This window comes from Methylococcus mesophilus (assembly GCF_026247885.1).
Taxonomy (GTDB): Bacteria; Pseudomonadota; Gammaproteobacteria; order Methylococcales; family Methylococcaceae; genus Methylococcus; species Methylococcus mesophilus.
The window spans coordinates 3,229,317-3,251,688 of record NZ_CP110921.1; the positions used below are offsets into that span (position 1 = coordinate 3,229,317).

25 protein-coding genes are annotated in these 22,372 nt (G+C 63.5%); 1 reads left to right on the forward strand and 24 read right to left on the reverse strand.

Annotated features, from left to right (window positions below; all coding sequences use genetic code 11):
* The first annotated feature begins 18 nt into the window (after positions 1-18).
* A complete protein-coding gene (locus OOT43_RS15315) occupies positions 19-4,266 on the forward strand; it encodes a DEAD/DEAH box helicase (RefSeq protein WP_266021425.1) in 4,248 nt (1,415 codons plus the stop codon).
* Between the two features lie 12 nt (positions 4,267-4,278).
* Here OOT43_RS15315 and OOT43_RS15320 read toward each other — a convergent pair whose 3' ends face one another.
* From OOT43_RS15320 to OOT43_RS15430, 24 genes are all read right to left on the reverse strand, one after another.
* Positions 4,279-5,430, reverse strand: a complete 1,152-nt coding sequence (locus tag OOT43_RS15320; protein ID WP_266021426.1) for a DNA methyltransferase — start codon at positions 5,428-5,430, stop codon at positions 4,279-4,281.
* 15 nt (positions 5,431-5,445) lie between these two features.
* Positions 5,446-5,724: a glycoside hydrolase family protein gene (locus OOT43_RS20645; RefSeq protein ID WP_394358018.1), complete on the reverse strand. Its 279-nt coding sequence runs from the start codon at positions 5,722-5,724 to the stop codon at positions 5,446-5,448.
* A gap of 227 nt (positions 5,725-5,951) precedes the next feature.
* A complete protein-coding gene (locus OOT43_RS15325; RefSeq protein ID WP_266021427.1) occupies positions 5,952-6,794 on the reverse strand; it encodes a hypothetical protein in 843 nt (280 codons plus the stop codon).
* Positions 6,795-6,835: 41 nt separating this feature from the next.
* On the reverse strand, positions 6,836-7,093 hold the full coding sequence (locus tag OOT43_RS15330) for a hypothetical protein (protein WP_266021428.1): 258 nt from the start codon (positions 7,091-7,093) through the stop codon (positions 6,836-6,838).
* Positions 7,039-8,322 (reverse strand): hypothetical protein, encoded by a 1,284-nt coding sequence (locus OOT43_RS15335; RefSeq protein ID WP_266021429.1) that lies wholly within the window; start codon positions 8,320-8,322, stop codon positions 7,039-7,041. The genes OOT43_RS15330 and OOT43_RS15335 overlap by 55 nt, the downstream gene beginning before the upstream one ends.
* Entirely contained in the window at positions 8,319-8,684 is a 366-nt protein-coding gene (locus OOT43_RS15340) for a hypothetical protein (protein ID WP_266021430.1), read from the reverse strand. Before OOT43_RS15340 ends, OOT43_RS15335 begins: the two co-directional genes overlap by 4 nt.
* Positions 8,685-8,708: 24 nt before the next feature.
* Positions 8,709-9,134, reverse strand: a complete 426-nt coding sequence (locus OOT43_RS15345) for a hypothetical protein (protein ID WP_266021431.1) — start codon at positions 9,132-9,134, stop codon at positions 8,709-8,711.
* Between the two features lie 4 nt (positions 9,135-9,138).
* Positions 9,139-11,454: a hypothetical protein gene (locus OOT43_RS15350; RefSeq protein WP_266021432.1), complete on the reverse strand. Its 2,316-nt coding sequence runs from the start codon at positions 11,452-11,454 to the stop codon at positions 9,139-9,141.
* A complete protein-coding gene (locus OOT43_RS15355; protein ID WP_266021433.1) occupies positions 11,454-12,203 on the reverse strand; it encodes a hypothetical protein in 750 nt (249 codons plus the stop codon). The genes OOT43_RS15350 and OOT43_RS15355 overlap by 1 nt, the downstream gene beginning before the upstream one ends.
* Before the next feature lies 1 nt (position 12,204).
* Positions 12,205-12,666, reverse strand: a complete 462-nt coding sequence (locus OOT43_RS15360) for a hypothetical protein (protein WP_266021434.1) — start codon at positions 12,664-12,666, stop codon at positions 12,205-12,207.
* Positions 12,663-12,818 carry a hypothetical protein gene (locus OOT43_RS15365; protein WP_266021435.1) on the reverse strand — a complete coding sequence of 52 codons (156 nt, stop codon included), beginning with the start codon at positions 12,816-12,818 and terminating at the stop codon, positions 12,663-12,665. The genes OOT43_RS15360 and OOT43_RS15365 overlap by 4 nt, the downstream gene beginning before the upstream one ends.
* Before the next feature lie 94 nt (positions 12,819-12,912).
* Positions 12,913-13,386: a lysozyme gene (locus tag OOT43_RS15370; RefSeq protein WP_266021436.1), complete on the reverse strand. Its 474-nt coding sequence runs from the start codon at positions 13,384-13,386 to the stop codon at positions 12,913-12,915.
* A complete protein-coding gene (locus OOT43_RS15375; protein WP_266021437.1) occupies positions 13,383-13,649 on the reverse strand; it encodes a hypothetical protein in 267 nt (88 codons plus the stop codon). Before OOT43_RS15375 ends, OOT43_RS15370 begins: the two co-directional genes overlap by 4 nt.
* 42 nt (positions 13,650-13,691) lie before the next feature.
* On the reverse strand, positions 13,692-13,967 hold the full coding sequence (locus tag OOT43_RS15380; protein ID WP_266021438.1) for a hypothetical protein: 276 nt from the start codon (positions 13,965-13,967) through the stop codon (positions 13,692-13,694).
* 28 nt (positions 13,968-13,995) lie between these two features.
* Positions 13,996-17,019, reverse strand: a complete 3,024-nt coding sequence (locus OOT43_RS15385; protein ID WP_266021439.1) for a tape measure protein — start codon at positions 17,017-17,019, stop codon at positions 13,996-13,998.
* A gap of 111 nt (positions 17,020-17,130) precedes the next feature.
* Positions 17,131-17,490: a hypothetical protein gene (locus OOT43_RS15390; RefSeq protein ID WP_266021440.1), complete on the reverse strand. Its 360-nt coding sequence runs from the start codon at positions 17,488-17,490 to the stop codon at positions 17,131-17,133.
* Positions 17,491-17,496: 6 nt separating this feature from the next.
* Positions 17,497-18,000 carry a hypothetical protein gene (locus OOT43_RS15395; RefSeq protein ID WP_266021441.1) on the reverse strand — a complete coding sequence of 168 codons (504 nt, stop codon included), beginning with the start codon at positions 17,998-18,000 and terminating at the stop codon, positions 17,497-17,499.
* 63 nt (positions 18,001-18,063) lie between these two features.
* Positions 18,064-18,501: a phage tail terminator protein gene (locus OOT43_RS15400; RefSeq protein ID WP_266021442.1), complete on the reverse strand. Its 438-nt coding sequence runs from the start codon at positions 18,499-18,501 to the stop codon at positions 18,064-18,066.
* Positions 18,498-19,010, reverse strand: a complete 513-nt coding sequence (locus tag OOT43_RS15405) for a hypothetical protein (protein WP_266021443.1) — start codon at positions 19,008-19,010, stop codon at positions 18,498-18,500. The genes OOT43_RS15400 and OOT43_RS15405 overlap by 4 nt, the downstream gene beginning before the upstream one ends.
* Before the next feature lie 9 nt (positions 19,011-19,019).
* Positions 19,020-19,346 (reverse strand): hypothetical protein, encoded by a 327-nt coding sequence (locus tag OOT43_RS15410; RefSeq protein ID WP_266021444.1) that lies wholly within the window; start codon positions 19,344-19,346, stop codon positions 19,020-19,022.
* Positions 19,343-19,651, reverse strand: a complete 309-nt coding sequence (locus OOT43_RS15415; protein WP_266021445.1) for a head-tail joining protein — start codon at positions 19,649-19,651, stop codon at positions 19,343-19,345. The genes OOT43_RS15410 and OOT43_RS15415 overlap by 4 nt, the downstream gene beginning before the upstream one ends.
* A gap of 2 nt (positions 19,652-19,653) precedes the next feature.
* A complete protein-coding gene (locus OOT43_RS15420) occupies positions 19,654-20,655 on the reverse strand; it encodes a major capsid protein (RefSeq protein WP_266021446.1) in 1,002 nt (333 codons plus the stop codon).
* A 2-nt stretch (positions 20,656-20,657) separates the two neighbouring features.
* Positions 20,658-21,035, reverse strand: coding sequence for a head decoration protein (locus OOT43_RS15425; RefSeq protein WP_266021447.1), 378 nt, complete (start codon positions 21,033-21,035; stop codon positions 20,658-20,660).
* A 3-nt stretch (positions 21,036-21,038) separates the two neighbouring features.
* Positions 21,039-22,364, reverse strand: coding sequence for a S49 family peptidase (locus OOT43_RS15430; protein ID WP_266021448.1), 1,326 nt, complete (start codon positions 22,362-22,364; stop codon positions 21,039-21,041).
* Between the last annotated feature and the right edge of the window lie 8 nt (positions 22,365-22,372).

Sequence of the window (22,372 nt, forward strand, 5' to 3'; positions counted from 1 at the left end):
ATGGGATGGGCGACCAATATGGCAAGAAAGAGAATCTCCAAAAGCACACTCTCGATGTTCCTTCGCACGAAGTGCGACCGCGAGCTTTATCTGTCGCTACACGAGGACTCGGAGCTGGACGCTAATGGCATGCCGGTTCCTCTACAGGCACGGCCTGGCATTGGAGTTCTGCAAACCGCAGGCCGCGATTTTGAGGATGAGCGGAATGACCAATTGATCCAGTCTTTCGGCAACCTGGTCATGTATCAGCCCGACAAAGGAGGGGCGAACAAGCCGGTCAAGGCACCGCTTGCCTCATTGCTCGGCAAGGTCACGGCTTTGCCTTCGATCATCTTGCAAGGCAAGTTTGAGCCATCGGCGTTCCAAAATGCCGTCATGGCGAACATTGGTCTCCAACCAGCCCAAGTTGCCCAGGTTCCAAGGATCGCAGGACTTATCCCTGACATCATTGTGGTGCGCCAGGCGACAGTCGACGACGAAGAGGTCGGCGCAGATGGATGCCGGAGACCAATCGATCCAACGACCGAAACTCGTCGTGCGCTGAGCATTATTGATGTCAAGCACACCAGCGAAGCCAATCCCAGCTACTCTGCTGAGGTTGCGCTTTACGCGATTTTTCTCGCCAATTGGATCGTCGACCAAGGCCTACAGAACAGCTACTTTGTGACCATCCGCAGCTACTTGTGGACCCGATTCAAGCAAGGCCAATCTGCGCTAGGCGCTTTGATGTCGGGCTCCTCTCCGGCAACGCCCGACCAATATCTCGACGTGCTGATCGCCGACAGCGAGGATGCCAACCTTCGTTTCTACCTACCTACCGTGCTGCATTTCTTCAGGGAAGACTTGCTCCGGGTCATCACCATTGGTGACGCTTCAGCCAATGGCTGGGAGAATCTCGAATGGCACGTCGATGGTCGCTGTAGCGCTTGTGACTGGCTCGGGCACGAGAAGTGGGCAAATTCGAAGGACAAGGCGCGAATCGCGGCACAGCCAGCCCATTACTGCTATCCGGCGGCGAAGCTGACTGGGCACTTGAGTCAGATTGCTGGCATGACTCGGGGGGCAAGGAAAACGCTCCAGATCAATGCCATTCAGAACACAGCAGGCGCAGCGAGTGCTCCTTCGGCGCATCCTGCGTTTCAGCAGCACAGCCATCTCAAGAAGGAACGAAGCCGTATCCCCGTTCGTGCCCAAGCTCTGATCTCATCGACGACCAGTGTGGACAGTTCAGCGGTGCTGGCAAGCCTGGCTCCCTGGCCGCAATTGCATGTCGCCATAACAGTTAACTTCGATCCCAGCGCTGGACTGCTAACAGGCTTATCGATATTTGGCAGGGCAACAGCTTACGTAAGCGGACAGACTCCGCGACAGTTCGCCACCAAGTGTTTTGTCGTCGACCAGAAAAGCCTCAGCGATGAGTGGGTCGCCCTTGAAGGACTGCTATCGACCCTGTCCGACATGGTTGACCAGTCTGAAGCGTTTGTCCGCGCAGCGGGCAAGACACCTCTCACCGCGCAAATCGCGTTCTGGGAAAAGCGCCAGTTCGAGGAGCTGTGTGCGGCAATGGGGCGGCACCTACCCAAGGTGTTGAGTCTTACCAACCGCAAGACCAAGGCTCTGGCATGGCTATTCCCTGCCGATGAACTCATTGAGAAGCCTGACGGTGCGGTAAGCCCGTGTGTCGTCTTCGTAGACGAGATTGTCCAGCGCGTCGTCTTCGCACCGACACCTCACGTCATCACGCTATTTGACACCGCCGAAGCCTACTATTCCGGATCTGGGCCGATTCGGCAGGGAGACGCGTTCTATCGAGAGTTTCTGACCAACGGTATTCCACGAGAGCGCATCTACGAGATCTGGAGCAATGTGACCACGATTAAGCGTGGCTCGGTTACAGTCCCTCGAAACACTGTTATTCAGGAATTTGGTAATGCGCTGGAAAAGCAGTGTCGCGCGTTGAGCAGTGTCGTTGAGAAGTTGCGCACGGACTTCAGAGGGCAACTCAAGGCAAACGCTCCCAAGCTAACCCTCTCGATTCCGCAGGGTGCCCGGGATGTTGCTTTCGACAGCAAGCTTTGGATCTGGTGGGAGGAGCTGCAGTACCACACCAGAAAGCTAGAGTCGCACCAGCGCTTGGCGCTCGATGCCGAAGCATTGGAAGCCAGCTATGAGGCAGTTCGACTCACCAACGGCCAACCGACCGGAATTCCGACCGAATACAATTTCGACGTGTTGGCGGGGTCAACAGAAGCGAAGCTTGATGATAACGAAGGGTACCTTGCTCTGGGAAAAGAAGCTCATCCCGGACTTCCTCTCCTGCGCGCAAAGGACATTGTCGCCGCCGGTTCGCCTCCATATTCGGGATCGGATCAGACGATCACTACGCCATTGTGGTCGTCGCTGTCGGTGACCCTCGTGTCGTTCGATCGCAGCACGCGTAAGGCCGTATTGAATCTGTCTAACTGGCGTGAAGCCGCATTTTTCCCGTACCTGCGGGACAATTCGACCATCGACCTCCTGAACGATATCTTCATCACTAAAGGTCAAGGATCATTCAAATGGTACGAGACGGCCAAGAATATTCTGACTACTGTCGGCAACCCTTCGCTCGCGGTCGCTGATAGCAATGCGGCCACTGCGATGGGGGCGAGGCCGCCGCGACCCGGCACAGACCCAGTTACCCCTCTTGCCCGAGTGCTCTGGGAGGCCGACATTCTTCACGCAACGTCCGTCGTGGCTGCAACGCCAGCTGCATCGGTTGCTGCCTACGCCAAGGCCAAGCACAACCTGAACAGTAGTCAGACCGATGCTGTCGCCCACGCGACGGAAAAGCAGCTGACGATCATCTGGGGTCCTCCAGGCACTGGAAAGACCCAGACCCTTGCCGGATGCATTCATGGTCTTGTCCATGATGCCGCGCCGAACCGGCAGCCATTGAAGCTACTGGTCGCCGGGCCAACGTACAAAGCTGTTGAAGAGATTATTGGTCGCGTTGTTGATGCGCTGGATAACGACGCAACATGCCCTGCCGAGGTATATGTTGGATATTCCTCGTCGCAAGCTCCAAAGGCATTTCCAGCGGGTAGCTCGCATCTACGCGTCGAGTCATTCAAGCTCGACCGGACCAATCAGGAAACACAGGACTGTCTTGCCAGTCTGGCAAAGGCCGATGCTGTCACGATTGTCGGCACTGCGATGATGCAGGCCTACAAGCTCGCGGAGTGGACGTGTGGTAGCAGTGTCGGGCCGATTTTCGACGTTGTCATCATCGACGAAAGCTCTCAGGTTCAGGTAACCGCAGCAATCTCAGCATTGGCCACTCTGAAAGAGGACGCACGATTGATCATTGCCGGCGACCACCTTCAGATGCCGCCAATCATGGCGCTTGAGCCACCCAACGGTGCCGAATACTTGGTGGGCAGCATCCAGAAATACCTGCTCGACCGTCCGTTTGGCAGCCAAATCGTTTCATGTCCGCTCGAAGAGAATTACCGTTCGGCGGAGGACATAGTGGCCTATGCTCGTACGATCGGCTACCGAGCGACGTTGAAGGCGTCAAACGCCGCGACGGCACTTCATCTCTTGGCGGCAGTACCTACTTCCGCATCCGGCTTTCCAGGCGGCATGCCTTGGTCGACTTTGTGGCCGCAAATTCTGGACCCCAAGAAGAAGGTGCTGACGTTGCTCCATGACGATGACCTGTCGTCGCAAAGCAATTCCTTTGAAGCAAAGATCGTCGCCGCCTTGACCTGGTGCCTTAGGCAGACAGTGAGCGCGGAACTTGATGGGCGAGGTGCCGTGACGCATGCGGCGCCAACGCCCGATCAGTTCTGGGGGCAGTGTATTGGAATCGTGACGCCACATCGCGCCCAACGCGCGTTGGTGGTTCGCGAACTGAGGTCGATATTTCCGTCTGATCCGCCGGATTTGATCGACTCGGCGGTTGATACCGTGGAAAAGTTCCAGGGTGGTCAGCGGCACACAATCATCGTGACTTTTGGTGTCGGGGATGCGGACGTGATCATGGGGGAGGAAGCGTTCCTCATGCAGTTAGAGAGGACAAACGTGGCCATCTCTCGCGCGATGGCTAAGTGCCTGGTGATTATGCCGATGACGCTTGCCGGGCACGTCCCTCACGACAAGAAGGCTCTTGAGACAGCTCATGCGATCAAAGATTATGTCGACGAGTTCTGTAATCAAGAAATGACGGACCAGATCACGTCCGGACCGACGCCGAAGCAAGCGAAGTTGCGCTACCACCAGTAATGGCTGCTGAAATTAAACTCGTTCGACGTGAAAATCGAATTCAACGGCGGCGGCGGATTCAGCTTTCATCTGATCGGCTTGCCGCTTGCCAGCATCTGCGGACTTTGCAGGGCGGGTCGACACCAAGCGCCACGGGACACCGGATTCCTCCAATGAGTTCTTGAAAATACTTTTCGCGTCGACTGCGGCAGAAGGAATGATGCCGAAGCGGACGTACATGTGCAGTGTTTCAGAAGAATCTGCGCTATCAGCAATATTTCGCCATACCCTTCCGAGTGAAGTCGCGAAGACGCTCTGTCCGCCGTGGTCAAGCTGGGGGCCGGCCGAATAGTCAATGAAATCAGGGCCGCCGAGGAACCAGTTTCTCAACCACTGATCCTGAACGTACGTCCGCATTCCGTAGTAGGGAGGGGATGTGATTACAACTGACGGTGCAGTACTAACCGATCGAAACACTTCGACCGACTGAGCGTCGCCATGCAAGACTTGAGATATCGGACATGGAGATTCTTGCTCTAGTCCTACTAAACGCTCGATCTTGCGACGGAGCACCCGAATAACGTCAATCCTAGGGGCTTTTAGCTTTCTTTCTTTCCAGAAACGCACCGCGTAATCAGGCTTCGACGCGTAGGTTCTGGGCATTTGGTTCGAGAAATAGCCCGCGTTCTCCATGTGCTTGGGGACAGGGCCGTGCAGGCAGCCCAGGGCCGCAGCGCGCAGGATGGCGGATGCATCGGTCTCCGCCCCGAGGTTTAGCAGCCCTTCTCGCAACGCACAGACATTTCTAAGCGTGTCGCGGTGATATGCAGATCGAAAGAATGCTGTGTCGGGGATCTCCGATGGATCGACTTCTGAGATTAGCCTTTCGGCAAGCCGGAGAGGTTCTTCAGTATCGCAGCTTGCGAGCTTGGCCCTGGCAATGGCAACAGCGACCGGAGATGTGTCAATACCCCATGCGGCAAGCCCGAGCGTGCGAGCGGCAAACAAAGTAGTGCCTCGACCACAAAAAGGGTCGAGAACAACGGGCCTTTCTTTGCGATGCTTATTGAGTACCTTGGCGGGGTACTCCAACGGGAACATCGTGAAGTAAGGACAAATCGCGTTCAGTGCATTTTCTTTGCTATATGCAAGGGCCACGTTTTTGGTTCTTGTGTTGTGCGTCATTTCGGGATATAAGGGTCAGTTTACACGGCCGACCGCCGACGGGGAACGGAGTAGGGTCACGTTTCTGCTCCTCTTGACATCAGTTTTGCCCGAGTAGCTGCAAACATTCTGCGGTTCGCCGCGCGACCAATCCGGGGAGCACCCTGTCCCGCCATACACCCACCGCCCCTGCTCGCTCGCGGCGGCGATCCAGTCCCGCTGATTCACTTTTCGCCGCAGGGCCGACGTCTGTAGCCTTCCCCCTCCGAGATTGAATGTGAAATCTTCGATGGCCGTGAGACGCGTCCGTATCACAGGGATAGCCGTACTCCAAATAGAGGCGTGATCCTAGGCCCCCTTTTCAAATCGTCCCCAGATCCAGAATGAACTGCTCCACCCTCGATTCTTCACGACCGATTCGAGCGGTTTCCTGAGGTCCTCTTCCGACCGGTACAGTACCTCCCCGGCTCTTAGGCGCATCCGGATGCCCCAGGTACGGATTTCGTAGCGATTGCGGTCAAAATTCGGCCAGCCGCTTCCCCTTAATACAAATTCAACGGCGCGTAAAAATCGGCGTAGCTGCCCGGGGCGCCCGCGCTCAATCCGGTCACTTCGCGCAGCTGCTGCCCGGTGGAGATCGCGCTGAACGTCCGGTACCGCAACCGCTGCGGCGGGTCCGCACTTTCGTGCCAGACGGGAAGCTTGAACGAGGCCACGGTGATCCCCGAGTCCGGCAGCGTGACACAGCCGCCATAGTCGATCGACTTGAACGACTTGCACTTCACCAGCGCACCCTCCGTCTCCGGCCACCCGGTGTGCAATACCTCGGTCATGAATTTGCCGCCCAGGAACTTCTCCAGCGTATCGATATTGACGATCTCGCCCGAGGCCAAGCCCGGAGCCACGCCATACAGAATGCTCGAGAGTCGCGCGTCGAAAAACGGGTCCGTGCTGTTCTGGACGGTTGTCCCATACCACGCGCCCTGGTGCGTCGACTTGGCGAAGAGGTAATTGTTTTGCCGGGGGTCCATCCAAATGATGCGCGCCAACAGGTCGGATTCGACGTAAATCAGCCCTTCCGAAATGAAAAAGAACTCGCCCGGCACGCCGTTCATGCCGTACGCGGTGTCGTAGGGCGGACCGGGGGGCGGCTCTCCCGTGCCGTCCCTGATCGTTACCCGCTCCATGACCGGGTAGCCCGCATAAGGATGCGAGGCATACACCTTGAGCGAACGCGCCTTGCGGCAGGTATTGTCGGTGTAGTCCTCGCCATACACCGTATCCACGCTGCCGAAGTAGTACACCTTCTGATTGGCGCCGTCGTGCGACTGTATTCCGACGATACTGCTTCCCGAGATTTCCTCCCCGTAGCCGGTCGATCCCATCCCGGACTCGCCGACCGGTACCACACCAGAGGCGTGAAATCTTATTTTCTCGGTGTATTGATAAGTATCTTCCCGAAGAATCGGATAAAGGACTTCATGTCCTCGTCGTCGTAATAAACGTAGACGGGCAGGTCGAAATGGCTTTCGTAGCCCCGCTCGATGGTGTAATCCACGAAGGATTCTCCGGCGTGGCGCTGATTATTATTGCGGCCCGGATCGTAATCGCCGGGCGACCCGGTCGCGATCAACTGCGCCGGATCGGGGTTGGTGTTGTATATCTTGTAGGTCGACCAGGACACGGTCGCCGTGTGCGGGTTGAGCGTTTCGACCCGGGCGCTGTTGGGCGTCCAGAACGACTCACCCCTTGATGCGCATCCACCCGTGTCGCCCGGCCCTGCACGGCGGATAGCACCTTCTTTTTATTTGTCTTGTTCTTGTCATCCTGGCTCCAGATCAATTCCACGTCATGGAGATAGCGCTGGAAAAACGGCACCCGTTTGAAATTGGGATTCAACCGCGCCGCGCCCAATTTGTTGATGACCGACTCCATGGGGGATTCGTTCAGGAACGTGATGACCGCTTCCACGTCGTCGGCCAGGTCGCTATTCGCCCAGTTGTAGGGCACGCCGTCGCTGAACTCGGAATCGACGTCGCCTTCCTCCTCGGATTTATAGCCGTTCGCAATGCGCCAGTGCCGCCGCGCCACATACATGCTGGTGTCAGGGAAGCGATAGCTTTTGGCAATGCAGGAGGCCTGCGTGCAATCCGAATTGAATTCAAACGGCGTATCGATCTGCGGATAAATGGGGCCGTGAAAAACGAAGCCCGGCGGCGTGGGCTTGACCGTGAAACCGGGGTAGAAGGTATAACCCGGCAGATCCTGGACCTGAGGCGTCAGCTTGTAATACGTCACCGACACGGTTTGACCGTCGGCATAAGGTTTCGAGATATCGAGGGGGGCGAAGGCGATTTCGTTGCGATGGATGGCCGCCAGCACCAGGGTGTTCTCGTCGCGGATGCCGACCCCGACGATCTTGCCGAAGAAATCCGAGTCGTAAACGTTTTTCTTGGCGTCGATATACAGCCGTTTTCCGCGCAGGTAGATGTAATTGCTCCAGGGTTCCTCGGAGTAGCGGTCCGTGCCCACATCCCAGCCGTAGGGCTGCAGGTCGTTATCGACGAACACCCGGTTGAACGGCCCGTCGAACGACACCCGAATCCAGCGCTTACCGATCTTGCGCTGAACCAGGCAATTGCCCACCTTGCGGCCGGAAGCGCGCCGCTGGACCCGCAGGGCCTTGGGCTTTTTGGGATCGGTCTCGGCCGACAGCTCGACGCCGATGGCTCCCGCCGCCGGGGCGTAAGTGCCCAGCGGCGGGTGGATCGGCGCTCCTTCAGCATCCTTGAACGGCTCGCCCCAGCCGTCCGGATAGTTGCCGGCGGTCGGCGTGCACAGCAGCCCTTGGGACCGGATATCGACGATCCGCACCAGGTCGAACGGATCGCCGGGCCGCTCGATCGTTTTCATGCCGTCGTCCCCAGTGCTTTATCCGGGTCCGGCTCGGCGAAATGGAACTCGACCGCCTCGCCGTTGGCATCCTGGAACTTCAACGTCTTGATGGCGGCGTACTTTATGACGAACTCGCCGTCGGTGGTTTGCATATCCCGAGCCGGGTAATACTCCCGATCCGCCCAGAACTCGCCAGTTGCGTTCGGCGCCGTCGTCTCGCTGAGGGGGGAGGCGATGCCGCCGCCGCGCTTGGGCGCTCCCACCCCGGTGCGGGCGCCGATACCCGGCTTGGCGGCCGGTTCGGGCAAATCATCTCCCCCGCTCCGCACTGCATCGACGATGGCGTTGATATCGTTGACGAAGAACTTCTGAACCGTCATGAATACTCCACCGATCGATCCGGATTACACGACAGCCGTTTCCCGCACGTCGGCGATCACCACCGACAGCTCCGTCGCCGTGCCGACCACGTGGGTGGCATCGTTCACCTCGATCCAGATCGGCTTGGCGTTGGCCGCGTCCGACAAAACGGACGTACCCAGGTCCAGCGCGGCGCCGCCGACCGCCGACGCCAGGCCGGCTTGAGTCGCTGCCAATTTCACTTCGCTTACGTCGTGCCCGCTACCCGCGCCAGCGTCCACCACGGTGGCCTGAATCTGATCCACACCGGGATTGGCGTTGGCTTGGATCATCCGGCTGGCGGTGGTCGAGCCCAGGTATAGGGTGAACTGAATGGCCGGGGTGGAGCCGTCGGCATTCTGGGTGGCCACCAGGCTGCCCGTCAGCGGGGTGGTCAAGGCGGCATCGGTGTACAGCTTGAACGAGGACATGGTTTTAGGCCTCCAAAAGTAGTTCGTCGTCGGGGATGAAAATGCTCACATGGTCGGCCGGGGCCGAGTGGGTGGCGTCGATGTGCTCCTGCGCTACGCCCGGCACCGTGACCATGAATTCTCCGGTGCTGCTGTCGTAGCTCGCCGAGGGGCGCTCCATCGGATATTTCAATGGCGGCTGCACCACCGCCGGCTTGGCCGGGGCCTGCAGATCGTAGGGCGTGTCGACCATGCCGACCCCGTAGGCTTTCGACACGGCGATGGCGACTTCGGTCAGCGCCGAGCCGGCATCGAAATCGAGGTTGTGCGTCACCCGCCGCACCTTGCCCTTGGCGGTCAGCCGCGCGGACAGCATCCGTACCGTATGCGTCCGGTCCAGCAGCGGCGCGATCAGACCGGTAAAACTCAGCGTGGTTTGGCGGTGCGAAGACAGGATGTCGCGCTGGGCGCGGGCGATGCCGGTCATGTAGCCGTTGGAGAGTCCGGCCCGGTTGTCGGCCACGCCGTCGTCCAAGTCGTAGTACAGGTCGCCGCGGGGATTGGCTAAAACGTCCTGGGACGGCAGCCGTTTCGCGCCGTCCGGCGTGGCGACGGTGTACTGTTTGATGTTCAGCGGGTGGTAGGGGATGAACGAGGTGTCGCCGGCAATGGGCGATATCGTGCCCTGGCCGGCCAGGGTGAACTTCGTTTCCCGCTCGGTGATCCGGTCCCAATGGGTGTAGCGCGGATCCTTGTCGGCATTGGAGTCGAAGTTGGCCGTGGTGCTGCCTTTGCGCTTGCCGATGACCTGGATCGAGTCCGGCGCGTCCACCGTCACGCTCCAGTCTTCCGTGACCGTCTGGGTCCAGCGCTGCGCCAGCGCGCAATGTAGCCCCACCGTCAGGCTGTAGCGCGGCACGTCGCCCAGCAGGCCGACGCCCTCGAATGCCCCCGTGGGCACCGGCAGCATTTCCAGGCCGTAGCAGGCCCAGCCGGTGCCATCGACGGCCTGGAACACCGTTTCCACCGAGGGCGCGGCACCGCCGGCCACCAGCTCGTGCATGTCCATTTCCCAGAAAATGCCGACGTCGCGCTGCATCAGGCGTTCATAGCGGTACTGCATCTTCACGTCGATGGTGTTCACCAACTGCCGGGCCGAAGCCATGTCGATGCGGATGCTGTTCTCCAGCACGGCATCGGGGCGGAAGGTGAAATCGGGGGCCGTCTTGGCACGCCAGGGGGTGACGACGCCTTGCAGATTCAGGTCGAGGTCGTAGCTGGCCGGCAGCGTCGACAGCCGGTCCTGCAGGTATTGCCACTCGTCGGCCTTCTTGTCGAACACGTACTCGGACCAGAATCCGCCGATGATCTTGGCGATGTCCTTGCGCTTGATGCCGTCGAAGCGGTTTTGCAGGTTGTCGGTGCAGGACAGCTGCAGCACACCCTGCACCGGGTCCCAACCGGGAATGTCCAGGATGCCTTGGAAGATCGGCAGGTGCGTCGTCCCCGCCACCAGGTAGATCGTGATCGGCAAGCCGGTCAGCGCGTTGATGTTGATCGGGCCCGGCTCCGGCAGCACGCTGAATTCGGCGATCCGCGCCGCGCCTTCTTCCGCATCCACCGTCATCTGCCCGGTCAGCCGGCCCAGCAGCGCGCCCATCACCGCCCCTGTCCCCGCATTCAGCGGTTCGCCGTCGCCGGCGGCATTGCCGATGTTCACCAAGACCGCCCAGGCGGTGATATCCGCGCTGGCGCTCATCGCCTGGGCGACGAAGGCCCCGCCGCCGACGGCTTGGGCGTCGAACACCGTGTGGCGGATCGGCACATCCATGGCTGTGAGAACTTCGTACACGGTCAACTCGACCTGCGCCGCCAGATCGAACGGGAGGTCATCCACCACCAAGGTGATCGGCGCGGCAATGCCGTAGACGTCGGCGATCTGCTGTGTAAGCCAAGCTGCGCGGCGGTAGGGTTTGAAGAAGATGCTTTGCTGTAGGGGAGCCGCAAGCAATGAGATCGAGAACTGGACTTGCTGGATCGGCGCCGAGTTGCCGGCGACCGCCAAGACCTCGAACCGGAGCGGCGCCGTCATGCCATAGACGTCGAGCAACGTCTGCTCGACGGCGACGCTCAGGCCGAAGCGTTCGAAGACCGGCTGATCGATGACACAAAAGACGTCGTAGGCGTCGATGTCGACGACAGCCTGGGTGATACCGGTCCCGAGGCCGTAAACGGAGAAGACCGCTTGTTCCAGTACCGCGGTAAGCGCATACCGCTCGCCGACATCCGGCCCCGCCGCAACACCGCCGATGCCGGTAACGCCGCCGACGGGGAGCGTCATTACAACTCCTCGGCCAGCACGCTGACGTTGGCGAGTTGAAAGCCGCCGGATACCGCAGCGCCTGTGTTGGATCGGCTGAGCATGAAGCAGACCAGGCTGTCAGGCCCCACGGTCACCGTGTTGACGTTATTCGACTTGAAGCCATAGTCGCCGGGCGATACCACCACTTGCAAAGCGGACGGGGACGTCGGCGCCGTCGAGCCCGCTTCCACCGAGACCACGATGCTGTCACCGCTGAAACTCGAACCGGTCGAGAGCGCGGCGACGAGATTGGAGAGCCGGAGGGTCTTGCCGGTACGATTGATCCAGTACGCCGTGCCCATGGACCCTGTGGTGCTGCCCGAAAACGGCGCCACGAACCGGGTGCTGGTCATCGTGTTGGTCCCGGTCATCGACGCCGACAGGATCATCCGCCAGCGCGACTCCATCTCCTCCACCCCCGGCGACCATTGGACGAAGGCCCCTTGGGTGAAGGTCTGAGCCACCCCGGTGGAACTGGCGACGTTGCGGGTGATCGCCAGCAGGCAATTGGCCCCCATCCCCTGGCAGGCGGTGACTTTCACCCGCTCCCACTTCGTCGGGTAATCCTGATCGATGATCGTCAGGTAGTAGTATTCGCCGCTGGCCAGCACCGGCGGCAAAACCCAGGGCGCACCCAGTGCGCTGACGTTCATCGTGAAATCCGACGGCGCTACCAAGGCGTCCGTCACCATGGCCTTGACGCCATTGAGCCCGGCGAGATTCAGCATGTCATGCTCCTAGGGGATCGACCATTTCGGCGTTCAGGCGCCACGAATAATTCCCGCTCACCCCGTCCAACTGCTGCTCGGGGGGCTCGCAGTAGACAGTGATCTTCGGGTAGTAGTAGGTGATGGCCACGCCGTCGACGTCGATCGTCACCGTGGCGAAATCGGGCTCCGTCCGCACCGGAACCGGGGGCGATCCGCCGCCGACGACGGACAGGGGCGCGGCGCAGGCCAGCACTAAAGGCTGCGAGTAGTCCAGCGCCGACAGCCCCGGCGGCACCCAGCCGCCTCCGCTGATTTCGGTCGCCAGCTTGCGCCAGGTCTGCTGCTTCACCGAGCGGCCGGACCACATCCGGTGGGTGGTGGCCCCCTGCAGCCAGCGGTAGGTCTGCGACCATTCCAGCCGGGCATACAGCGGCACCACCACGCCGCCGAGCTTGAATGCCGTGTCGCGGAGATCGCTCACCGTTCATCGGGCTCCGGCTCGTCGCAGCGCAAGGCCAGGCCGACTTCATCGACGCCGGCGACGAGGTCGGTAGCCCGAACCGGCCACGCGCACGCCCGTGGCGCCAGCGTGACCCACAGCTCCAGCGAGCAGCAGCCCGTCAGTGTCAGCACGACGCCCACCCCAGCAGTAAGCCGGCAAGCCCGCCGAATACCAGCACGGCGACCGTGGACAACGTGATTTCCCGTAGCGTCAGTACGATCATGCCTAGCCGACCCGGGCAGTGCCGACGCACAGCGCATATTCCGCCTCCCGGCGCCGCACCAGGCCGTTTTGAACGCGGCCGCCGGCCTTGTTCCAGCGCAGGATTTCGCGGCAGGCCTCGGCATAGCCGGGCGGTGTGGAGCGCAGCTTTTTGACCAGGGTCGATCCGCAGAACGCATTCACGCCGATGTTGTAGGTCAGCGAAACATAGGCGTCGAACTCGTGCTGATACAGCGGTACCTCGCCCACGCAGCGCGCTACCGCCTGCGACACCCGAGTTGCGTCGGCGGCCAGCCGCTGCACCGCCCGCACCGGATCGGTCCGGTCTCCGCGCTTCACTCCCGCCGTCGAGCCGAAGCCAATCGTCTGGACCCCGACTCCGTCGTCGTAGGCCTCGCCCCGGTAGCCTTCATGCAGGGCAATCATGCCGACGATCAGCGCGGAGGCTGACATGGCCGCCGCCGTCGTGCGCCTCATCGCCTCCCCGCCTCCTTGTTGCTCGCCCGGTGGAGCACATCGACCACGATGACGCCCAGCACACCGAGGCCCTGGGCCACTGCGGCGATATCCGTACCCGTGGCGTCGACGTCGTAGCCCAACGCCCGCGCAAGGCCGACTCCAGCGGTCAGCAACGCAGTCAGCGCTGCAATCAGACTCGCGCGCTGGCTCCACAGGCGAGGGTTCTGCAGGCTCTTGCCGGCCTGCATGCACTCGTACAGATATTTCACTTTTTCGAACATATCGCCGCCCTCCTGTCGAAATTCACCGTGTTTTTATGCACGTCAGGGCGCTTTCACGCCGAACGAGCGCACGAACCACAGCGCGGCCTCGATGAGGAAATGGACGACGTTGGTCCGGACACCGCTGACGAAGGTGCCGATGTAGGCCGCCGCCTCCTTCTTCTTGATGTCGTTCAGCGTGGTCTTGTCGACGATCCCTTTGATCGTCCGGGTTTCCAGAGCCGCCACCTTGTCCTGGATCAGGCCCCATTGCTCCTTGGTGATGCCGGAGACGGCCTGCACTACAAGCCAGAGCGCCCAGCGTAAGATCGGATTCATCGGGTATTGCTCCTGTCGGTTGGGAAACTCATCGCACGATCCGCCCGTGCTTCAGCGCCGCCCGCGCCACCTCGCGCTTAAGCGCCGCCACCACTTGCGGGTCGCCGTTGAGGGGGAACGATCCCGGTATGCCGGGCAAATGGATGTGCACCGCCTGGCCGCCGTTGGACGAACGCGCCAGCGAGGCGTCGAATGCCGGCACCGCTTGCGCGACGTAGCCGCCGATGCTGAAACGGGGGAGGGCTAAGTTGTTGAGGGCGTACAGCTTGTCGAGGCCGAGTTTGCGCACCGCCTCCTTGCGCAGCACGAACTCGCCTTCCTCCAACAGCGCCGGGATGCGGTCGCCGCCGCCATAGCCCTTGATCCAGCCGCCGCGGCGGAAGCCGGGCAAAGCGGCGTCGCCGCCGGTGGCTCCCCCTTGGCTGTTCATCACCACCGTGATGGTCTTGGTTTCGGGTTTCAGCAGCTCCGCCAGTTGGCTTTGCAGGGTCTGGAGCGAAGCCGGGTCGACGTCGACTCGCAAGGCGAACCCTTTCGTCAGCTGCTGGTCGATGTCGCTGATTTCGGCCTGGACGCTCTGCAGGTTTTGAAGGGTTTCCTGGATCTTCTGGCTGACCGCGGCGGCCGCCTGGGTGTCGGCCTGTTCCTGCCGGGCGGCGGCTTCCGCCAGGACCTGCCCGGCCTGCCGGCGCGCCTCGATCAGCCGCTGCAGGTCCTCGGTGCTGAACTGCGGCTGGCCGGGATCGGCCGGGGTCTGTTCGCCTTTGAGCGCGTTCAGGCGCTGTTCCCGTAAAGAGGCCGCGGCCTGCTGCCCGAGGGCTTCGGCGAGGCCGGCAGCTTGCTCTCCGGCCTGTCGCGAGAGTTCCAGGTTGCCGTTCGCGAGTTCCTGCCGCTGCTGAGCGAGCAACTGCTGGAGCTGCGCGAACTGGGCCCGTGCGGCCTGCAACGGCGTCAGGGCCGCCTGCTCGATGCCGGCCACCGCCCGTGCGGTGCTCTGCTCGATGCTGCGGCGTTCCTGGGCTGAGGCGCGCGCCGATTCCAGCAGCCGCTGTTCCTGCCCGATCAGCTTGTCGATGGTGGCGGTGTAGGCCGATTCCAGGTCCGCGTAGATGGCCCGCCGGGCTTGCAGCGATTCGCGCTCCAGGGCGGCCTTGCGGGCTTCGCCGTCCTTGAACTTGGCGATTTCCTGGGCATAGACCTGATCGACCAGCCCGAGGCGCTGGGCGGCATAGTCCCGCACGGCCTTCAGGCGGGCGCCCTCGGCTTGCAGGGTCAAGGCATGGAGCTGACGGGCCTGCTCCAGCTCCGAACGGGCTTGGGTGGCTTGCACGCCGTTCCGGGCGTAGACGATGGGCGGTGCGGCATCGGCTTCGATCGGTTGCGCCTGGATGCGCGTCTCGGCCAGCTTCTCGAGGGCGTCGATTGCCGCCGTCCGGCGCTGGTAGGCATCCTCGAGGCCTGCCGTCGCATCTTTCAGCGCGTTCTGGGTGTCCTTGAAGCTCTGCTGGACCTCTCTTTCCTTGGCCTTGACCGTGTCGCCGCTCTCGGCCGCGGCCTGCTTGCGCTTGGCCAGCTCGGCCCGCATCTCCTGGAGCAGCGTGGTTTCGCCGGCCAGCTCCCGCCCGATCCTGCCGCCCATGAAGGCCTGGTCCGCCGCCTGACCGACTTCCTTGTAACGCGCCGCCAGCCGGGCGACGACGGCTTCCTGTTTCTTCACTGCGGCTTCGTCCTGGAGCAGGCTGAGATCGGCTTCCGATTTGCCCCGGGTGTCCTTGCCGGTTTCCTTGGCCAACTCGCGGCGTTTTTGGATGATGCGCTCGATTTCTGAGGTACCGGCCTGGCCGAACAGATGCCAGGCGGACACTGCCGTCAGCAGCGTCACCGCGATCCCGGCGGGGCCGCCGAGGAAAGAAGCCAAGCCACCCAGTGCAATCTTGAGCGGTCCGGCACTGGCCGCCACTTCCGCCTGGGCGACGGCCAGGCGCTGCGATGCGGGAACAAGCTGGGTTTCCACCAGCGCCAACCGCGCCATGCCGGAGGCATTCGTCACGGCAGCTTCGGCGGCGGCGAGCGTGGCCCGAGCGTTGTATTCTTCGTTGAGGGCGTGGTTCCGCGCCGCGGTCGCCGCCGCCAGATTCGCTTGCACCAGCCGCGCCTGGCTCCCGGCGAAGGCCGCCACGGCGGCCGTGCCTTTGCCCGCCAGCACCGCCACCAGGAGGGAGCCCGCGATCTCGACCCCGTTGGCGATCGTGTCGATGTTGCCCGCCGCGGTATTGATCGCGCCGGCGATGGCCTCGGCCGCGCGGGTGATCTCGGTCGAGGTGCCGACGAACTTCAGGGCGGCGTTATCCCAGCGCACTACCGCCTGCTCGATGGTATCGGGCAGCCCGGCGGCATCGGCGTCGATGCTGGCCTTGGCCTTTTGCAGCGCGCCTACGACCTTCTGCGTGGTCAGCTCGCCGGCTTCGGCCATGGCGCGCAGCTTGCCGATCGGCACATCGAGTCCGTCGGCGATGGCCTGGGCCAGCCGCGGCGATTGCTCCATGATCGAGTTGAATTCGTCGCCGCGCAGCACGCCGGAGGCCAGCGCCTGGGAGAACTGCAGGGTGGCGCCCGAGGCCTCTTCCGCCGAGGCGCCGGAAATCCGGAAGGATTTGGCGACCGAGTCGATGATGCTCAGCACTTGTTGCTGAGATACACCCATGTCCCCGGCACCCTTGGCGATGCGGGAATACAATTGAGAGACGCCGGTCAGGGCTTGCGCGTTGTTCTGGGCGATGGCGAACAGCGCCCGCTGCGCCTCTGTGAACTGGTTCTGGGAGCCCGCCGCCAGCTTGACCCGGCCCTCGAGGTTGCGGTACTGGTCCGAGAGTTTGCCCAGATCGCGGGCAGCCTGCAGGGCTTCGGCGGCGCCGAACGCGCCGACGGTATACTGCCCGATGCGCCGGAGCGATCCGGTCAGCCGGTCGACCTGCGCCGCGACGTTGCCGAGCCCCTTCTCGGCCGCGGCCGTGTTCGCCGCGATCTCGATGACCGTCTTGAAAGTCGTCATGGGCCTAGCGCCGCCGCATCAAACGCGCCTGCAGGAACAGCCGCCAGGGGTAATGCCAGACGCCGGCGTGGCCGCGCTCGATCAGCGCCAGCGCCGTCATCTCCAGATTCTCTAGGTTGCCGGCGGCGCCGTAGCGGCCGCCTGGGCCGCGTTGGCCAGGCGTTCGCGGAGCCCGAAAAAATGCGGGTTCAGGCTCTTGGCCGCCTCCCGCACTTTGTCGAGCTCCGACGGCAGCATGGCGTCGAGCTCGGCCCGGGAGAGGTCCGAGAACCGGGTCAAATCGTCCAGGGTGATGTCCGCGAACAGCGCCAGCGCCACCAGGTCGTTCCGATCCAATTCGGCGTTGGCGTCCTTCAGCCAAGCCCGGACCTCGCCCACAGTCAGCTCGCGCACCACGACCTTGCGGCCGCCGGCCTCGATGGTGCGTTCGGCGCGGAGGCCCTTGGGGTGCGTGGTGTCGAGCTCTGCCATAGGGAATTACACCGCCGGCGTGATGGTGGCCTTGAAGTACTGGCTGACGCCCGCCCCGGTCTTGCTGGTGTCCTTCAGCACCTTGCCGGTCAGCTCCAGCACTGCGAAATCCTCCGTACCGGGGCCGGGCAGGCTGCTGGCCGGCGAGAACTTCACCTTGTAGAAGTCGTAGGCCACGGCATCGCCGTTGACCTCGTTGACGCCGTCGAAGGTGATGTGCCAGTCCTCCGCGGTCTGGGTCAGCGCCTCGATGCTGTTGCCGCTCACCGTGCCGCGGGTGGCCAGCGCCAGGTTCTCCTTGCTGATCGACCACAACTTCAGTTTCAGCGTGACCGACTTGATGCGGCTCAAGGAGGCGATCGAGCCGCCGCCCGGGTTCTGGTAATCGGCCAGTTCCTTGGTGTCCTCTTCGATGCTGAGGTCCAGGGCGGCATTGCCCAGGTCCACCGGGGTGCCGGCGCCGACGGCGCCCTTGATGGTGCCGGTCAAAAGCATGGCAGTCGTAGTCATGTGTCAACTCCTTAGAAAAAGGGATGGATGAAAAAAGAAGGGAATATCGACGCCGACCGGGCGTCACGGGGTCCCGGTGTCCAGCGGCAGCGGACGCACCTCGAACACCAGGGAAAACTCGACATGGCCGAGATCGAACCAGGGGTCGTCCAGGCCGACGTGCTTCATGCGGCCCCAGCCCGGTTGCGGGGACCAGTGCTCCAGCGCGCGCAGGATCCGCAGCACGTATTCGCCGCCCGTCACCACGGTGCTGGCCGGCGGAGCGTGGGCGACGCACACCGTGACCTGCCAGCGCTGGCGCTCGGCCAGGAAAACGTTGGGCGGCGGCGTCCCGACCGGCCCGGCGAAGCCCAAGGGCAGCACTAAGGCGGCGGGGCAGAGCGGTTCCAGGTTCTGCACCCCGGCCAGGATGCCGACGCTGTCCACCGTGACGAACTCCGGCAGGGTCTCGCGCAGGCGCCGGATCAGCGCCGGCTCGATCTCGAACAGGCTGGCGATCATCGCGGCAGCGCGTCCTGCGTCATTTCACGGATCATCGCGGCCAGCCGCAGCGTGGCCCGGCCCGCCAGCGCTTCGGCCAGGGCCGGCACCTGCGGCAAGGCCACCACGTCCTCGAGGATGGGCAAGGATCCTCGCCCGACCCGGTGAAAGATCCCGCGATGGCCGCTGGGCATCCGGGCGACGAAGCTGCCGGGAAAGAGATAGGCCCCGGCGCTGCTGCCCCATTCCTCCTGGCGCAGGCGGCCGACATAGGCGGCCTTGATCGGGGCGTGGCCGGTCCAGACCCGGGCGCTGAACCCGGCCAGCCGCAGATACGCCTGTACCCGGCGCGAGCGCAGCGCCCTCAGCGGAATGCCGTAGGTTGCTCCGATCGCCCGGACCATCGCCTCGCGGGTCTCCCGCGCGGTCTGGCCCACCGCCCGGCGGGACGCTTTGCGCAGCACCGCCGGCAAGCGGCGCAAATCCTGAGCGGTATCGCCGTGCAGCTGCACGCGCAAGCCGAGACTCATGCCTGTTGCCTAGCCCCGACTCGAATGGATCAGCAAACCGAACCAGCGCGCCCCGAGATGCCCGGCGACGATCGCCGCCCACAGGCTCTCGTAGTAGCCCAGGCCCTCCCGCTCGGCCAGCAGCCACACCGAGAAGCCGACCAGGCTGCAGGACACGACGTCGACCAGCAGGCACCACAGGCACGGCCGCCACGGCCGGGGATGGCGCCGCCATCGATTGAGCTGGGCCACCAGCCCCGACCAGATCGTCACCAGGATGATCTGCAGGGCCAGCCGGACCTCATCGCCATTGCCGTGGGGCGACACCAGCAGGAGCTTCTTCGGCGGGGCGTTCATCGGGGCCGCAGGATCAAGGTGGTCAGGCCGTCCAGGCGATCGAGGCGGGAGGCGATGCCGTAGGGGAGGCCACGCAGCTTCAGGGGATCGCCCATGCGAACCGCAGGCAGGTCCGCACTCCGCACGGTCAGTCGCGGGTCCGCCTCGGGACGGGGCGCGCCCATCGGCCCCGGGCGTTCCAGTCCGGCCGGGACCGAGACGATCCCCGTCAGGTGTACCGGCGGCGGATCGGTCCGGTCCGGCCACAGGATCACCGTCTCGCCGAAGGTCGACAGGCACACCGCATTGACCGCATCGAGGTCCATCCCTAGACCGTCAGCTTGACCAGCAGCCCCGGCCGGTGGCACATCGGCAGCGGGTTGGACTGGGTGTGGAGATCGGTGCCGCGGTCGAACTGGCGCGGGGCCTGCTTGGCATAGAGCGGCTGGCCCAAGGTGTTCACCGTTTCGTTGAAATCGGCCGGGGCGACATAGGTGGCGAAGGTATCGACGGTGCCCAGCGGGAAGGCATGGGCCTCGCCAGCGGCGATGAAGCGCCGGGTCACCCCGTGCACGTCGGTGGCGCGGCCGCGGTACTCCTCGAAGGTGATGCCGCCGAAGGTGAAGCCGCGGCGCACGTCGTTGATGAGGATCGCGCCTTGTTGCCAGTGGGTGAAGGCCGTCTTGACGTCCTTGTGCCCGGTCAGCGCGGCGAGGAACTCCGGCGAGCACAGGCAATGCACCTCGGTCATGAACTCGCCCAGCAGGCTGTCCTCGATGTGGGCCAGCACCTCCATGCATCGCGCCTTGACGTCGGTGGTGGCCGCGCCCAGCTGAAAGCCGACCGTCTTCGGCGGGATGTCGAACTCGTCGTAGAGGTCGTACAGCACCGAGCCGTCGGCATCCAGGATCACCCCCTTGAGCGCGCCCATGCGCAAATGCTCCAGGGTGATCGCATGCTTGTTGCGCATGGTCTCCAGATGGCGCGCCATCACGCCGGCTACCGCCTCCAGCTCGGTCTCCGAGCCGAAGGCCCGGATGCCCTGGACCTCCTCCGGCAGCACTACGTCGTCGTGGGGGATGTGCGGAATCACGAACGAGCGCAGGGTGCGCTTGCCGCGGACGCCCACCGTGCCCGGCGCCCCCGGCGGCAGGGTCGGCAACAGGTTCAGCACGCCGTTGCGCTCCTCGACGAGGATCTGGCGCTGCCGCACCGGTTTCACCGGCATGAGATTCAGATCCTCCAGCCGGCCGTAGCGGTTGGGGATGATGTTGATGGCGGCGGTCAGCGCCGCCATGGAAAAGGCGGGATTGTGAAACGGGTTCTGCATGATCAGGCTCCGGTGCGGACGAGGATGCCCAGCGCTTGCAGCTGGGCGATCGCGGTGGCCTTCTGGGCCGGGTTGATGCCGGCCGGCCACACCAGGGCCGAATCGGACACGACGGCATGGCGGGCGAGCAGCAGGGCCTGCGGGACTTCGGCCGCGGTGGCATCGACCGCTTCGATCAGCACCCCCACCGCCTGAGCCGAGGCATCCGTCGCGGCGGGATCGAGCGCCTGCAGCCGAATGCCGTCCGGCTCACGCGCTACCACTGCCCCCAGCGCCAGCTTCTGGCCCAGGGCCACTGGGGCGAGGTCGCGGGAATAGCGGTTGGGCGCCTCGTACTTCAAGAGATCGCCGAGGTTCTTCGGTTCTCGCAGCTTGGGCATGGCTCAGCTCCGGGCGATGAGTTTCTGGACGGCGGCGACCACGGGACCCGTCTCCGGTCGAATGGACGTGCCGGCATCGACGGCGATGCGGGAAGCGATCTCGGGCGTCTCGGCCCGCGCCGCCAGCAAGGCCCGCCGCACCTGGGCCTCGGACAGTCCGGCCGCCAGGAACTCCGCGGTGCGCAAGGCCGCGCCGGCGATCAGGCAGAGCTCGGCGATAGCCTGGGCTTCGCTCCGCCCTGCGTGGTGGGCTTCGGTCGCGAGGGATTGGGCAGTCGGATCGCCGAGGACAGGGGTAGCCGCAGCCAAGTCGTTCGGGGGGGACGGTGCGGCAGGCGACGTAGGGTTGCCGGCCGCATCGGTGTCCTTGTGGATTTCGGCGGCCGCTTCGTCATTGAGTGGACCAGGCGCGTGATCGTGCATAACTGACTCCGAATGAAGGAGAGAAACGGGTAGGGGTGACATCACCGCCGCCTTGGGGCTTGGCGGCGAGATCAGTCGTTGTCGAGCGTTGATTGCATCGGCGAACTCGCTCAGCACGGCATCGAAGCCGAGCACGCCGTCGGCGAGTCCCGCGGACACGGCGTCCTCGCCGAAGAACAGTCCGGCCTCGGTGGCGCGTACCGCGGCCTCCGGCAGTCGCCGCAACGCCGCCACGTCCCGGATGAAGATCCCGTAGAGCCGGTCCACCTCGGACTGGAGCGCTTCGGCCGCCTGCGGCGACAGCGGCGCGTGCGGATTGAGGTCGTTCTTGTGATGACCGGCATAGAGCGCGGTGTAGGTCAGTCCCTCGCGGGTATCCTTGACCGACTGGTCGACGTGCAGGGCGATCACTCCGATCGAGCCGACCCCGCCGGTCTGCGCCAGGGTCACGCGCGAGGCGCCGGCGGCGATCGCATAGGCGGCCGAGAACGCCGTGTCGTTGGCATGGGCCCAGATCGGTTTGTGAGAAGTCCCCGCACGGATCTTGGCCGCCAGCTCGAACACCCCGCCGGATTCGCCCCCGGGCGAGTCGATGTCGAGCAGGAGACCTGCGACCTCGGGATCCCGGAGCGCGGCATCGAGCCGGACGCCGATCTCGGCATAGGAAGTCAGGCCGGAATGCGCGTCCAGTCCCTGGGTGCGTCGGACCAGGGTGCCGTGGATCGGGATCACGGCGATGCCCGGAAGCGCTTGGGCGGCTGTCCGGGGCATCGGTGCCGGCGGCACCAGAGCATCCGCTGCCGGCAACCCGATCCGGGATCCCAACACCGCCAGGATCACCTCGAGCTTCGGTCGGGCGACGAGGAGCGGTGTCCCATACAGCCGGCCGGCCAAGTGGGGAAGCATCAGCCTTG